The sequence below is a fragment of the Candidatus Accumulibacter phosphatis genome, assembly GCF_012939955.1.
Taxonomy (GTDB): domain Bacteria; phylum Pseudomonadota; class Gammaproteobacteria; order Burkholderiales; family Rhodocyclaceae; genus Accumulibacter; species Accumulibacter delftensis.
Window position 1 is genome coordinate 1 of record NZ_SPMY01000034.1, and the last position, 12244, is coordinate 12244.

The window sequence follows — 12244 nt, forward strand, 5'->3', positions numbered from 1 at the left end:
CTTGCGCGACTTTCGACATTAACGGTCATGACATGTCGAGATCACCACCGAATCATGAAAGTCATGACCGTTTCCCTCTTCCCCCTGCCCCTTCTCCCGCAAGGGAGAAGGGAGGTTCGTGAGTCGCTTGCGCGACTTTCACATTAAGCCGCCAGTTCGAGAATCGTATCGAACAGGGAAGCGCCAATCTGAAATGCCTTGGCCGATGCCTGGTAGGCCTGCTGATAGCGAATGAGGTTCGCTGCCTCCTCGTCGAGGTTGACCGCCGAAAGCGAGTCGCGACTGGCTTGTGCCTGCGCCAACAAGTTCTGTTGCGCATCGGAGCTGACCTGTAACTGGCGTGTCTTGTTGCCGGTTTCGCTCACCAGGCGCGCGTAAGCGTCCTGATAGGAAGCCGTCTGCCCGGACATCGTGTGCTGCGTTTGCAGCTGCGCAAGGGTCAGCGCGTTGCGCCCATCGGCCGTGGCCCCGCTGTTGATCTCGACCGTGAAGCGGTCGCCATTATTGGGCAAACCGGTTATCACGAAGCTGAAGCCGGTGGGCGGACTGACGCTGGCCGAGCCCACCAGGGTGACCGTTGCACCGCTGCTGTAAGCAATGCCCTGGTCGCTGGCGGTGATGTCCACCGGCGCGGCACCATCGATCGACACCCGCGCACCGACCGGAAAGTTGCGCAGTTCGCCCGCATTGTATTCCAGACTGATCGGCAATCCGGCAACGGCGTCCTGATAGCCGGGGCCGGCCTGGCCCGATGAAATGGTGGCCGTACCGGTATTGGCCGTGCCGACGGCGGCCCGCAGCGGCCCGGCAGCGGCGATCAGACGCGAGTCGGCGATCAACGCTGGATTCACGGCGATGCCGCGAGCCGCTCCCCGCGTCGGCTGAATCAGATAGCTGGAACCCGCCACCAGGGCCCCCGGTGAAGCCAGCTCAAAACCCTGTGGATCGCTGCTCAGCTGTGCATTCACCGCCGCCAGGTCGACCCCCGACCATTGCTTGTTGTCCGTCAGGCGAGTCAGGGTGAGGCCAGCGCCGTCGGCATTGAGTCGGTAGTCACTGTTACCCAGATCGGCGTAGAAATTGCCATTGAACGGCTGCGGACTGACGAAAGCAGCGCTGACCAGGGGGCTATCCGGCGGATTCCGGGTGTTGCCGATCACCACTGGCGGAGAAACCGAAAAGAACTGCGGCGTAAAGCTGGTCGGCGGCGACGAGGCGAGCTGCGACTGACCGAAGAAATCCTGACCGAGCGCGTGTTGCGCATTGAAGGTCAAGGCCAGCGAAGCCGCGTTGCTGCCCAGATCGTTGCTCGCCCTATCCAGCGACTCGCTGCGAAAAGCCAGCAAGCCGCTCAGACTGCCGCCGCTGATCAAGGACGCCGGCATCTCCTGGACCCCGGCCGCGGTTCGCAAACCGACCACCAGCCGGGAGGAATCGGCGCTCGACGCCATGGTCGCCATACCGATCAGCTGTGAGCCGACAACCAGTTGCTGGCCGCTGCCGACGAAGACGTTGTAGCTGCCATCGGTATTGGTCGTCGTTCGCGTACGGATCAATTGGTTCAGTTCGAGCACCATCTGGTCGCGCGTATCGAGCAAGTCGTTCGGCGGCTGGCCGGTCGAAGCTTCGGCAACCGCAATGCGGCCGTTCAGTGAAGCGATCTGTTCGCCGTAGGAATTGACGCTGGCGACGGCAGCCGTGATTCCACTGTTGATGCCATCGTACATCGCGGCCAGTTGATCGCTCAAGGACTGGTAGCGGGCGCTCAGGGACTGCGCCGCCGAGACCATCGCCTGGCGGTTCGGCAACAGCGAAGGATTGGCGGCAAGGTCCTGAACGCTGGCGAAGAACGCCTGCAGCGCTGGCGACAGACCAGTGCCCGGATCGGCGAGCAAATCATCGATCTGGCTGATTTGGGCGTAGTAGGTCTCGAGTTCACTAGCGCTGCTCTGCGAACGCTCCACCTGCTCGGTCAGAAAACGACTGTACATGCGCTCGACCGTTGCCACGTTCGCACCCTGCCCAACATAGCCGGCGCCGGTCAGCAAGCCGGCATTGCTCTCCTGGATGCTCCTCTGCCGCGAGAAGCCAGGGGTATTGACGTTGGCGATATTGTGTTCGGTGGTCAGTAGCCCATACTGAGCCACGTGCAGACCGGTCACTGCGGTATTGATGATTCCTGAGCCCATGCGGTGAACTCCTTTTGATTATTCTGTTAACGGCAGGAGAGCGCGAATGTTTAGGCGATCGTCGACGCGCGCCATCGAGCGCCTAGCCGGACAAGGCCTGGCGCAGGGTGTTGCCGGCAATGATGCGCGCCAGCTTGTCGGCGTACATCGGGTCCGTCGCGTAGCCTGCCTCCTGCAATGAACGCGCGAACTGTACGCCATCCTGCTGGCCAAGCACGCCCGCATAGCGTGGCTTGCTCGAGAGCAGCTCGGCGTAGTCGCGAAACGCCTCGGCGTAGGAGGCATAGGCGCGAAACGTCGCCCGTTCGGACTGCGCCACGCCATTGACAAACTCCGTCGTGTCGACCTCAACCGTCGCCCCCGACCAGTTGCGCCCGGCCTTGATCCCGAAGACGTTGAAACTCGGCGAACCATCGGCACGGCTGATCTCGCGCCGTCCCCAGCCACTCTCCAGCGCCGAGTGGGCGACCAGGAAACGTGCAGGGACACCGGTGGCTGCGGCCGCTGCCTGGGCGTGTGGCCAGACACGATCGACAAAGTCACGTGGCGCCGAAGGCGATTCCGCGGCCAGCGCTGCTGCGCGACTGCTGCCCGCCGCGCTCGCCAGCAACCCCGTCCGGTGGCGAGCGCCACCGAGATAGCCCGCCGCAGTTGCCGGCGAAAGGGCGCTCAAGGACTGCTGCAAGGCGTCGAGAGTTGCGCTGGTTGAATGCGTGGCCTCGGCTTCGCCGCCCTTGGCCGCTCGCCCCGACTGCTGTTGTTCGATCAATTCTGCCAGCCCCATGGGCATTTGGGTGGCCAGGTTCAGGGCCATTTGCTGATCGCCAAGGGCGGTAAAGAAGCTGCCTTGTTGGCTGTCCAGCATGCCGCCACTGGTCGTCGCATCACGCATGCTTTTTAGCAATAACTGCAGGAGCATGCCCTCGAACTGCCGTGCCACCTGCTTCATGCCGCCTTGCGAATCCTGAGCGAGCCGGGCGCGCAGATCGGCGGCCGCTGCGGGGTCGATGGCCAGGCGAGTGTTGGCAGTATCGCTGGCAAGGGTGATTGATTTCATGGGCGGATGGGATGGTGGGATGGGCGTCTTGAAAGAGGACTCAGATGATCTCGAGCTCGGCACGCAAGGCGCCGGCCGCTTTCATGGACTGCAGGATGGAAAGCAGATCCTGTGGTCCGGCACCGAGTGCATTGATCGCCTTGACGACATCAGCGAGATTCACACCCGCCTTCAGCGACATCAAGGATCCGCCCCCCTGCTTGATCTCGATCTCGCTCTGCGTAGTGGTGACCGTCTGCCCCGTCGCCAGCGCATTCGGCTGACTGACTTGCTGTTCGGTATTGATAACCACCGAAAGGTTGCCGTGCGCGACCGCGCAGGATTCGATGGTCACCATCTGGTTCATCACCACCGAGCCGGTGCGCGGGTTGATGATCACCTTGGCGATTCCTTTGCTCGGCCGTACTTCGAGACTCTCCAGGTGCCCCAGGAAAGCCACCCGACTGTTCGCGTCTTCAGGGGCGATCACCTGCACCCGCCGACCATCGAGCGCCTGCGCGGTGCCGGGACCGATGGCGCGGTTGATCACCTCGACCACGCGCTGCGTCGTCCCGAAGTCGGTCGTCCGCATCTCGTAGTGAACGAAGGGGCCCTGCCCCAGGGCCGTCGGCACTTCGCGCTCGACGGTTGCGCCGCCGACGATACGGCCGGCAAGCAGGTGATTGATCGTCACCCGACTGCCCGCGGAGCCCGCGCCAACCCCAGGGACCAGTACATTGCCCTGCGCTTGCGCGTAGATCTGACCATCGGCGCCTTTCAGCGGCGTCATCACCAGCGTCCCACCACGCAAGCTCTTGGCGTTGCCCATCGACGATACGGTAATGTCGATGACCTGCCCGATCCTGGCAAACGATGGTAGATTCGCGGTCACCATGACCGCAGCAACGTTCTTCAGTTGCAGGGATTGCGTCGTCGGCAGGGTGGTGCCCAGCTGCGCCAGCATGTTGATGATGCTCTGGGTGGTAAACGGCGTTTGCGTGGTCTGGTCACCGCTTCCGTCCAGGCCGACGACCAGCCCGTAGCCGACCAACTGGTTGCTACGCACGCCCTGTACCGAGGCCAGATCCTTGATCCGTTCGGCCGCTACCGGAAAACTCAGCAAGGCCAGGGCGAGCAAACCGGCGAGCGCGGCAAAAACGGCCGGACGGCGCTGCATTTTGCCGGTGTGCCTGGCGAAAGTCGGGGCCACTGTGTTCTCCTTAGAATGGCAAGACGGTAAGGAAGAATCGTGCCAGCCAGCCCATCACCTGCGCTTCGCTGATCGCACCGCTCTCCTTGTATTCGATGCGTGCATCGGCAATCTGTGACGAGGGGATGGTATTGGCGGCGTTGACGAAATACGGATTGACGATACCCGAAAGCCGGATGTATTCCTGCCCCTGACCAATCGCCACCTGCTTCTCGCCGGAAACCAGCAGATTGCCGTTCGGCAAGACCTCGATGACGGTCACCGTAATGGTGCCGGTGAACACGTTGTTGGCCGCCGAATCGCCTTTGCCGGCGGCGACATTGCTGCTGCTGGCGTTCAGCTCCCCGGGCCGGAACCAGTTGGCCGGCGAACCGGCGAACGGGCCGGCGGTGGCACTGATGCTACCGGTCTTGCTGACGTTGGTATTCGATTTGGTCGCCGCGTTGTTGTTCTCGCTGATGGTCACCGTGATCGTGTCGCCGACATAACGCGCGCGGCGATCTTCGAACAGGGTTCTCGAGGCCCCCGCCTGATAAATGCTGCCGGTCGCTGCCAGATTGGCCGCCAGCGCATCACTGCGGTACTGCGGGCGCGCAGTCATCGGCTGGTGGATATTGGTGGGCGGCACGGTGGTGCACGCGGCCATCAGCAGTACCACGGGGAGCAGCAACAGCGCTGTCTTGTTCACCCGGCCAGTGCTCATCATCAGGCCCTTACAGCTGCGTCAGACGCGCCAGCATCTGATCGGAGACCGCCACCACTTTCGAATTCAGTTCGTACGCCCTTTGGGTCTGGATCATCAGTACCAACTCCTGCGCGGCATTGACGTTGGAGGCTTCGACGTAGTTCTGTACCACCACCCCCGAGCCATTGTTGCCCGGGGTATTCGGCGTCGGCGTGCCACTCGACGCAGTCTCCAGATAGAGATTGTCGCCAACGCTCTGCAGGCCACCATTGTTGATGAAGGTGGCTACCTGGACGATGCCGATCTGCACCGTGGCTGGAGTCCCCGGCTGGGTGATGCTGACCACGCCATCGGTACCGACGGTCACCGTCAAGGCATTCTCGGGAATGGTGATCGCCGGTTGCAGCGGATTGCCGCTGGTGGTCACGATCTGCCCCTGATTGTCCTTCTGAAACGAACCATCACGCGTGTAGGCGGTGGTCCCGTCGGGCAGCAGGACCTGAAAGAAGCCCGCCCCGTCGATGGCCATGTCGAGACTGTTACCGGTTTGCTGAAGAGCACCCTGGGTGAAAATTCGCCCCGTGGAAACGGGATTTACGCCCAGACCGATCTGCAGCCCGTCCGGAATCTGCGTCGTCTGCGAGGACTGGGCACCTGGCTGACGCAGGGTCTGATAAAGCAGATCGGCAAAAATCCCGCGTGCCTGCTTGAAACCATTGGTGCTGACGTTGGCCAGGTTGTTGGCAATGACGTCAATCTGCACCTGTTGGGCAGTAAGGCCGGTACTGGCGGTCCACAGTGAGCGGATCATGCTTGTCCTGTCCTATCAGCGGTTCATGGAGAGAATCTGGCTGGCCGCCTGCGCATTGCTGTCGGCCGTCTGCAACATCTTGATCTGCATCTCGAACTGGCGAGCGAGGCTGATCATTCTGACCATCGCTTCAACCGAGTTGACGTTGCTCCCCTCGAGCGCCTCGGGCACCAGCTTGACGTCCTCGTCGGCAGGAGCGCCGACGCCGTTGCGCGTCCGGAAGAGGCCGTCATCGCCGCGCACGAGATCGTTTTCCGGTGGATTGACCAGCTTGATCCGGCCCACCACGTTGACACTGTTGACGGCTCCGGCACCCAGGCGCGGAATGCTCGACACCGTTCCGTCAGTAGCGATGACAATATTGTTGTCGGGCGGCAGCGAGATCGGTCCACCTTCACCGACGACATTCAAGCCGGTGCTGGTCTGCAGCATGCCATTGGCGTCGGTCTTGAGATTGCCGGCACGGGTGTAGGCCTCACGACCGTCCGCAGCCTGCACGGCAATCCAGCCATTGCCATCTACCGCCACGTCGAGCGGCCGACCGGTGACCGCGATCGGCCCCTCTTCGAAAACGTCAGCCACCGCGGCGTCGGCGACGAATGCCCGGGTCGGCGCACCTTCGCCCAGCACCGGCACGGCGCGGAAGCGATGCTCCATCGCCCGATAGCCGGTGCTCGTGGCATTGGCGAGATTCTGGGCGACGCCAGCCTGCTGCAGAACGACCTGCTTGGCACCACTCATCGCCGTGTAGATCAGGCGGTCCATGGCTACTCCCCAGTCCTTCGCTCGAGCTCAACAGCCATCAGCGCAGATTGACCAGCGTCTGCATGATCTGATCCTGGGTCTTGATGGTCTGTGCATTGGCCTGGTAGTTGCGCTGAGCGGTGATCATGTCCACCAGTTGCTTGGTCAGATCGACGTTCGAATCTTCGACTGCCGCCGACTGAATCACCCCGCGACTGCCCGAGGCCGGCGCACCAATCAGCTCCGGCCCGGACAGCGAGGTCAGGCTCCACTGGTTGTTGCCCAGGCTCAAGAGCCCGTTCGGATCGGCAAACGAGGCCAGCACCACCTGCCCCATGTTGCGCGTCTGGCCATTGCTGTAACGCCCCTGGACGGTGCCATCGGCGTTCACACCCACCCCGACCAGGCTGCCCGAAGTGAAACCTCCCTGCGTCAGGCGATCGACGTTCGAACCGCTGCCGTACTGGGTGGTACCGGTGAAATCCATTTTCCCCGGCGACCACGGCGATACGGCACCGGTGGTCAGACTCCAGGACGGCAGATCCCGCAACGCCGAGGCCGGGTCGAGCGCACCCGAAGTGTTGAAGATCAGATTCCCGCCCTCCACGACTTTCGGATCCGCGCCATCGAGGGTGGCATGCACGGTCCACTGGCCAGGTGCCGTCGGGCCATTGAGAACGTAGAACGTCGTCATGTTGTGCACCACGCCGAGGGTGTCGAAAACCGTCAATGCGGTGGAAAAATTGTAGGTTTCCGGATCGCTATAGTCGAATGGAGAGATGGCCGGAGCCGAGTCGCGCGAGTCGAGATTGAGCACCGCCCGCAGTTCTCCGGCGAGCGGGTCGCTGCTCGCACGCGGGGCGATCTGGCCTGCCGAAATCTGCAGCTCGATCGGGTTGGAAGGGGTGATTGCACCGTTGGCGGCGACCGGGTAACCGGTCAGGCGAGCGCGCTGGTCGTTGATCACATAACCGTCATTGTCGATGTGAAACTGACCGTTGCGGGTGTAGCTGATGGCACCTTCGTCGCTCAGGCGAAAGAAGCCGCCACCATTGAGCGCCAGATCGAGCGGGTTGTTGGTGGTCGTCAGATTGCCCTGCGTAAACTGCTGCTGAACTGCCCCGATGCCGACGCCGATACCGATCTTGGCACCGGAGACGATGCCCAGCGACGCAGCGTAGATGTCCGAGAAATTCGCGCTGCCGCTCTTGAAACCAACCGTGCTGGAGTTGGAAATATTGTTGCCGATCACGTCCAGCGACGAAGACGCCGCGTTCAGACCGCTCAAACCCTGCTGAAAACTCATCCTTTTCTCCTACGCCTAGAGAATCTGTTGAACCTTGTCGAAAGCGACCCGGCCCAGCCCACCCAGGTCGAGCTGATAGCTGCCTTTTTCTCTAACCAAAGCATTTACCGTGCCAATCTGCAGAGCCTCAGCGGCCACCGTTTCACTACCGCGCACCGCGTTCACCGTGAAACGATAAGCGCCATCTGGCGCTGGGATGCCCTGCGCAGTCATCCCATCCCAGGTGAACGCAAAGCTACCGGCGTCACGGGCGCCGAGGCGCTCGCTCTGAATGACGTTGTCGCCAGCCCCGAAAATCGTCAGCGTCACGTTGTCGGCAGGCGCGGCAAGATTGACCCCGCCATTGGCCTGACCATTGACCAGAGCCAGCCCGGACCCGCCGACCAGGACGTTCTTGCCGATCAGCCCGGCGGCCTGCATGGCCTGTCCCTCGTTGAAGGTACTGAGCAAAGTCTCGAGCGTCGTATTCAGCCGCTCGATGCCGGTCACGGTATTGATCTGCGAAATCTGGGAGGTGACCGCCGCGTTGTCGAGCGGGTTGAGCGGATCCTGGTTCTTCAACTGCGTTACCAGTAGTTTGAGAAAGCGATTCTGGACCTCCTCGGTCGTCGACAGCAGCTGATTGTTGCCGGACTTGGTCTGAGCGTTGAGCGACGCCAGGATGTCACTGCTTGAAGTGCCCGATTGCACGCTTTCCATTGTTTCTTTCTCCAGGGTGTCGTCGTGACTACTGGCCAAGCGCCAGCGTCTTGAGCAGCAATTGTTTGGCGGTATTCATGACTTCGGCGTTGGTCTGGTAGGCGCGCGACGCCGAGATCATGTTGGTCATCTCGTCGACCACGCTCACATTGGGCATGGTCACGTAGCCGCTTTCGTCGGCCGCCGGATTACGCGGGTCATAGAGCAGGCGTCCAGGGCTGCTGTCCTCGACGACCTGCGTCACCCGGACGCCCTGCGCCGCCCCGCTGCCCATCGGCGTCGCCGCGAACACCACCTGCTTGGCGCGATACGGTTTGCCGTCGGAACTGATCACGCTATCCGCATTGGCCAGGTTGCTGGCCACCACGTTGAGGCGCAGCGCCTGCGCGGTCATGGCGCTACCGGCCACTTTGAAGGTGTTGAAAACACTCATCGCTTATTGCCCCTGGATCGCCGTGCGCAAGGTATTGATGCGCCCGGAAAGAAAAGTCAGGCCCGCTTCGTAGAAGAAGGAATTCTCGGCAAACTGCGCCCGCTCGACATCCATGTCCACCGTGTTGCCATCGGCACTGGCCTGCGTCGGCTGCCGATAGAGCAGCTGCAGGGGATCGGCTGCCGCCCTGCCCGGCGAATGCTGCGGGGAAGTGGTGGCCAAGCCCAGGGTCGCCAGACGCAGACCCGCCTGCTCACGACCACTGACCGCCTGCTGCAGGGTGCTTGCGAAATCAAAGTCGCGTGCCTGGTAATGCGGCGTATCGGCGTTGGCAATATTACCGGCCAGCACCTGCTGCCGCTCGGCGCGCAGGGTCAATGCCTGCAGCTGGAAGGAAAGCGAATCCTGGATTTTGCCGACCATCAGCGTGCCCTCCGTGTCCTGTTCTCGTGAACAGTCAACAAGCAATAGCCGTGCCACCTCCTTTGGTGGCGAGCCGGCAAGCATTTGCCAGCGCTCTGCCGCAGCCGCCGACCGGCATTTGCCGGCCCCACGGCAAATTTTGCCGCCTTCCACGCCAGGCATTCATCTTCGGGCCGCTTCGCGGGGCCGCCGGAATCAGGCAGAATGACGCGATGCCTATCTCGAAGCTCGTCACCCATCGCGCCACCCGCCTTGCCAGATCGCTGCTCGTTCTTCTTCTCGCCGCCGCGAGCAGCGGGGTCGGCGCGCAGGAGTCACTGAGTGCCGCTCTCGACAACTATCTGCGCCTTCAGACCCAGGGCTTGCCGGGCAAGGCAAGCTATAGCATCGGTCGTCTCGACCAGCACGCGCAGGAGGCGCCATGTAGCGCTTACGAGCCCTTCCTGCCGCAGGGTAGTCGGCTCTGGGGAAGAACCACCATCGGCGTACGTTGCCTGGCACCCGAGGCATGGACGATCTATGTGCCGGTGCAGATCAGAATCTCCGGAAGCTACCTGGTCACGGCGCGGCAGCTCAATCGTGGCCAGGTAATCAGCGCCGCCGACGTCTTTGCGCAACAGGGCGATCTCGGCAGTCTGCCGGCCAGCATCGTGACCGACCCGGCGCAGGCCATCGGCAAAACGGTCAAGAACGGCGTCGCGGCCGGCCAACCCCTGCGCAACGACCTGCTCACCGCGCCCTTGGCAGTGCAGCAGGGACAAAGCGTAAAGCTGCAGTCGAAAGGCGCGGGTTTCTCGGTCAGCAACGAGGGCAAGGCTCTCAACAACGCCAGCGACGGTGAGATCGTCCGGGTAAGCACCGCTTCCGGGCAGGTCGTCAGCGGAGTCGCACGTCCCGGCGGCATCGTTGAAGTGAGCTATTGAGCTAGCTGCAGGATGTTGCTGAAAATAATGTTAAAGTTTTGCCGTTCTGCGCCGATAGATGAATTGAGAACAACCGCTCAAGGGGCAACACCGTGAAGATCGACAGCACCAGCACGACGGCCAGCGCCACCGTCAGCAGTGACACCCGCACGCGCGGCAACATCAGCAAACCGACCAGCAACGCGGCTGCCGAAGTGCATCTCAGTGAATTGGCAACCCATCTGCATTCGTCGGGGGAGGCCCCGGCCTATGATGCCACCCGCGTTGCCGAGATCAAACAGGCTATCGCCGAGGGTCGCTTCACGATCAACGCCGAAGCCATTGCCGACCGCCTGATCGAGTCGGCCAGCGAACTGATCGGTTCGCAACGGCAGACCTGACGGCCGCCAAGCCAATGGCCGCGAAACCAGAGGGAAGCGAGGTCGGCGAGCGCAGCGCAAGTGCCGACTTCGCGCAGACCGTCGACAGCGAGATCGCCGCAGCGCAGAGCTTTGTCGCCCTGCTCGAGCGCGAACAGCAAATGCTGGTCAAAGGCGAAGTGGACGACCTTCTCGGTCTCGTCCGCCAAAAGAACAATGTCGCCGCCGAACTGGCAAGGCTCGCCGCCCAACGCAAACGCTTGCTGGCCGCCAGCGGCCTGCCCAATGATCGCGCGGGAATAGCCGCCTGGTTTGCTGCGCACCCCGTAGAAAAAAGCGTTCACAGCGCCTGGTCGGTCTTGTTGGCCGTCGCCGCCCAGGCGCGCGAACTGAATCGCGCCAATGGCGAACTGATCCAGGAACGCATGCAGAACAATACGCAGGCGCTCGAAGTGCTCCTGGGAAGCAACGCGGCCAGCAATCTGTATGGCCCGGACGGACAAAGCGCGCCCCCCAGCGGCCGCCGCATCAGCGATAGTGCCTAACGTGCTGGCAGCTGCCGCGGAGCTGCAGTACTTGCCGGTGGTGCCGGCGGTGCCGGTGGCACTGGTGCTTCCGCTGGCGCCGGATCGACGGCCACCGCGGCGCTCTCGCCCTGCCCCTGCAGATCGACCTCGGTGCCTTTTTCCGGGATCGCCGAGTCGATCAGAATCGAGACCCGACGATTGCGCGCTCGCCCGTCCGCCAGTGCATTCGGCTCGACCGGGCGCGTATCGGCATAGCCAATCGCGGTCAGCCGGGGCGCCGCGATACCGGCTGCCGCGAAGAGGCGCAGAACGGTCGTAGCGCGCACCGCCGAGAGCTCCCAGTTGGAAGGGAACTGTGTATTGCTGATCGGCACGTCGTCGGTGTGCCCTTCGATGGTAATCGGGAAATCGGTCCCCACCAGCACCTCGGCCACCGCCTCCATGGCCCGTGCCAGCGGCGGCTGAATCAAGGCCTGCCCTGGCGAGAACAGAATGCTGTCGTTGATTTCTATGGTCACTCCGCGACTGGTTTCAAGGACTCGCACCTTCCCCTGCGCAACCAGAGGCGCCATCACCTCAAGAATGTCCTTGGCAATACTGCGCATACTCTCGCGCTGTTTCTGTTTGACGGCCTCCTGCGTCTTGCTGGTCAGGCTGGGCTTCGTCACCGGCGCCGGTGTCGGCACGATCAGCGCCAGCTGGCCGGCGCTGTTGACCGGAACATTGCGAAAAGCGCTGACCATCGAATCGCTCAGGATTCGGTACTTGCCCTCATTGACTGAGGAAAGGGCGTACATCACAACAAAGAAAGCGAACAGCAGGGTAATGAAGTCCGCGTACGAAACCAGCCAGCGCTCGTGGTTTTCGTGCCCTTCCTCGGCGCGTTTTCGACGTGCCAC

Annotated in this window: 14 protein-coding genes; 3 read left to right on the forward strand and 11 right to left on the reverse strand. The window is 62.5% G+C overall.

Going from position 1 to position 12244, the window contains the following annotated elements; translation table 11 throughout:
- Positions 1–143: 143 nt before the first annotated feature.
- The 10 genes from flgK to flgB all read right to left on the reverse strand — a co-directional run bounded on the left by flgK (position 144) and on the right by flgB (position 9536).
- Positions 144–2189: a flagellar hook-associated protein FlgK gene (gene flgK / locus E4Q23_RS12580; protein WP_169066952.1), complete on the reverse strand. Its 2046-nt coding sequence runs from the start codon at positions 2187–2189 to the stop codon at positions 144–146.
- A gap of 82 nt (positions 2190–2271) precedes the next feature.
- Complete coding sequence (gene flgJ / locus E4Q23_RS12585; RefSeq protein WP_169066953.1) at positions 2272–3246, reverse strand: flagellar assembly peptidoglycan hydrolase FlgJ; 975 nt, start codon at positions 3244–3246, stop codon at positions 2272–2274.
- Between the two features lie 40 nt (positions 3247–3286).
- Positions 3287–4402: a flagellar basal body P-ring protein FlgI gene (locus E4Q23_RS12590; RefSeq protein ID WP_169066996.1), complete on the reverse strand. Its 1116-nt coding sequence runs from the start codon at positions 4400–4402 to the stop codon at positions 3287–3289.
- A gap of 43 nt (positions 4403–4445) precedes the next feature.
- A complete protein-coding gene (locus E4Q23_RS12595) occupies positions 4446–5081 on the reverse strand; it encodes a flagellar basal body L-ring protein FlgH (protein WP_248595421.1) in 636 nt (211 codons plus the stop codon).
- A 67-nt stretch (positions 5082–5148) separates the two neighbouring features.
- Positions 5149–5931, reverse strand: a complete 783-nt coding sequence (flgG, locus tag E4Q23_RS12600; protein WP_169066954.1) for a flagellar basal-body rod protein FlgG — start codon at positions 5929–5931, stop codon at positions 5149–5151.
- Positions 5932–5946: 15 nt separating this feature from the next.
- Entirely contained in the window at positions 5947–6696 is a 750-nt protein-coding gene (locus E4Q23_RS12605; RefSeq protein ID WP_169066955.1) for a flagellar basal body rod protein FlgF, read from the reverse strand.
- A 37-nt stretch (positions 6697–6733) separates the two neighbouring features.
- On the reverse strand, positions 6734–7981 hold the full coding sequence (gene flgE / locus E4Q23_RS12610) for a flagellar hook protein FlgE (RefSeq protein WP_169066956.1): 1248 nt from the start codon (positions 7979–7981) through the stop codon (positions 6734–6736).
- Between the two features lie 15 nt (positions 7982–7996).
- A complete protein-coding gene (locus E4Q23_RS12615; RefSeq protein WP_169066957.1) occupies positions 7997–8680 on the reverse strand; it encodes a flagellar hook assembly protein FlgD in 684 nt (227 codons plus the stop codon).
- 28 nt (positions 8681–8708) lie between these two features.
- Positions 8709–9113: a flagellar basal body rod protein FlgC gene (gene flgC, locus E4Q23_RS12620; protein ID WP_169066958.1), complete on the reverse strand. Its 405-nt coding sequence runs from the start codon at positions 9111–9113 to the stop codon at positions 8709–8711.
- A gap of 3 nt (positions 9114–9116) precedes the next feature.
- Positions 9117–9536, reverse strand: coding sequence for a flagellar basal body rod protein FlgB (flgB, locus tag E4Q23_RS12625; RefSeq protein ID WP_169066959.1), 420 nt, complete (start codon positions 9534–9536; stop codon positions 9117–9119).
- 212 nt (positions 9537–9748) lie between these two features.
- On the opposite strand from flgB, the gene flgA reads away from it, so the two are divergent.
- The 3 genes from flgA (at position 9749) to E4Q23_RS12640 (ending at position 11363) form a co-directional block, all read left to right on the forward strand.
- Positions 9749–10459, forward strand: coding sequence for a flagellar basal body P-ring formation chaperone FlgA (gene flgA, locus E4Q23_RS12630; protein ID WP_169066960.1), 711 nt, complete (start codon positions 9749–9751; stop codon positions 10457–10459).
- A gap of 92 nt (positions 10460–10551) precedes the next feature.
- Positions 10552–10839, forward strand: a complete 288-nt coding sequence (gene flgM / locus E4Q23_RS12635; protein ID WP_169066961.1) for a flagellar biosynthesis anti-sigma factor FlgM — start codon at positions 10552–10554, stop codon at positions 10837–10839.
- Between the two features lie 14 nt (positions 10840–10853).
- Positions 10854–11363 carry a flagella synthesis protein FlgN gene (locus E4Q23_RS12640; protein ID WP_169066962.1) on the forward strand — a complete coding sequence of 170 codons (510 nt, stop codon included), beginning with the start codon at positions 10854–10856 and terminating at the stop codon, positions 11361–11363.
- Here the strand turns inward: E4Q23_RS12640 and motD are convergent.
- Positions 11360–12244 (reverse strand): flagellar motor protein MotD, encoded by an 885-nt coding sequence (gene motD / locus E4Q23_RS12645; RefSeq protein ID WP_169066963.1) that lies wholly within the window; start codon positions 12242–12244, stop codon positions 11360–11362. The two genes, E4Q23_RS12640 and motD, sit on opposite strands and share 4 nt — an antisense overlap.

Excerpts from the sequence above, each read along its gene's own strand:
- flgK (WP_169066952.1), bottom strand. The coding sequence starts at position 2,189 with ATGGGCTCAGGAATCATCAATACCGCAGTGACCGGTCTGCACGTGGCT.
- flgJ (WP_169066953.1), bottom strand. The coding sequence starts at position 3,246 with ATGAAATCAATCACCCTTGCCAGCGATACTGCCAACACTCGCCTGGCC.
- E4Q23_RS12590 (WP_169066996.1), bottom strand. The coding sequence starts at position 4,402 with ATGCAGCGCCGTCCGGCCGTTTTTGCCGCGCTCGCCGGTTTGCTCGCC.
- E4Q23_RS12595 (WP_248595421.1), bottom strand. The coding sequence starts at position 5,081 with ATGGCCGCGTGCACCACCGTGCCGCCCACCAATATCCACCAGCCGATG.
- flgG (WP_169066954.1), bottom strand. The coding sequence starts at position 5,931 with ATGATCCGCTCACTGTGGACCGCCAGTACCGGCCTTACTGCCCAACAG.
- E4Q23_RS12605 (WP_169066955.1), bottom strand. The coding sequence starts at position 6,696 with ATGGACCGCCTGATCTACACGGCGATGAGTGGTGCCAAGCAGGTCGTT.
- flgE (WP_169066956.1), bottom strand. The coding sequence starts at position 7,981 with ATGAGTTTTCAGCAGGGTTTGAGCGGTCTGAACGCGGCGTCTTCGTCG.
- E4Q23_RS12615 (WP_169066957.1), bottom strand. The coding sequence starts at position 8,680 with ATGGAAAGCGTGCAATCGGGCACTTCAAGCAGTGACATCCTGGCGTCG.
- flgC (WP_169066958.1), bottom strand. The coding sequence starts at position 9,113 with ATGAGTGTTTTCAACACCTTCAAAGTGGCCGGTAGCGCCATGACCGCG.
- flgB (WP_169066959.1), bottom strand. The coding sequence starts at position 9,536 with ATGGTCGGCAAAATCCAGGATTCGCTTTCCTTCCAGCTGCAGGCATTG.
- flgA (WP_169066960.1), top strand. The coding sequence starts at position 9,749 with ATGCCTATCTCGAAGCTCGTCACCCATCGCGCCACCCGCCTTGCCAGA.
- E4Q23_RS12640 (WP_169066962.1), top strand. The coding sequence starts at position 10,854 with ATGGCCGCGAAACCAGAGGGAAGCGAGGTCGGCGAGCGCAGCGCAAGT.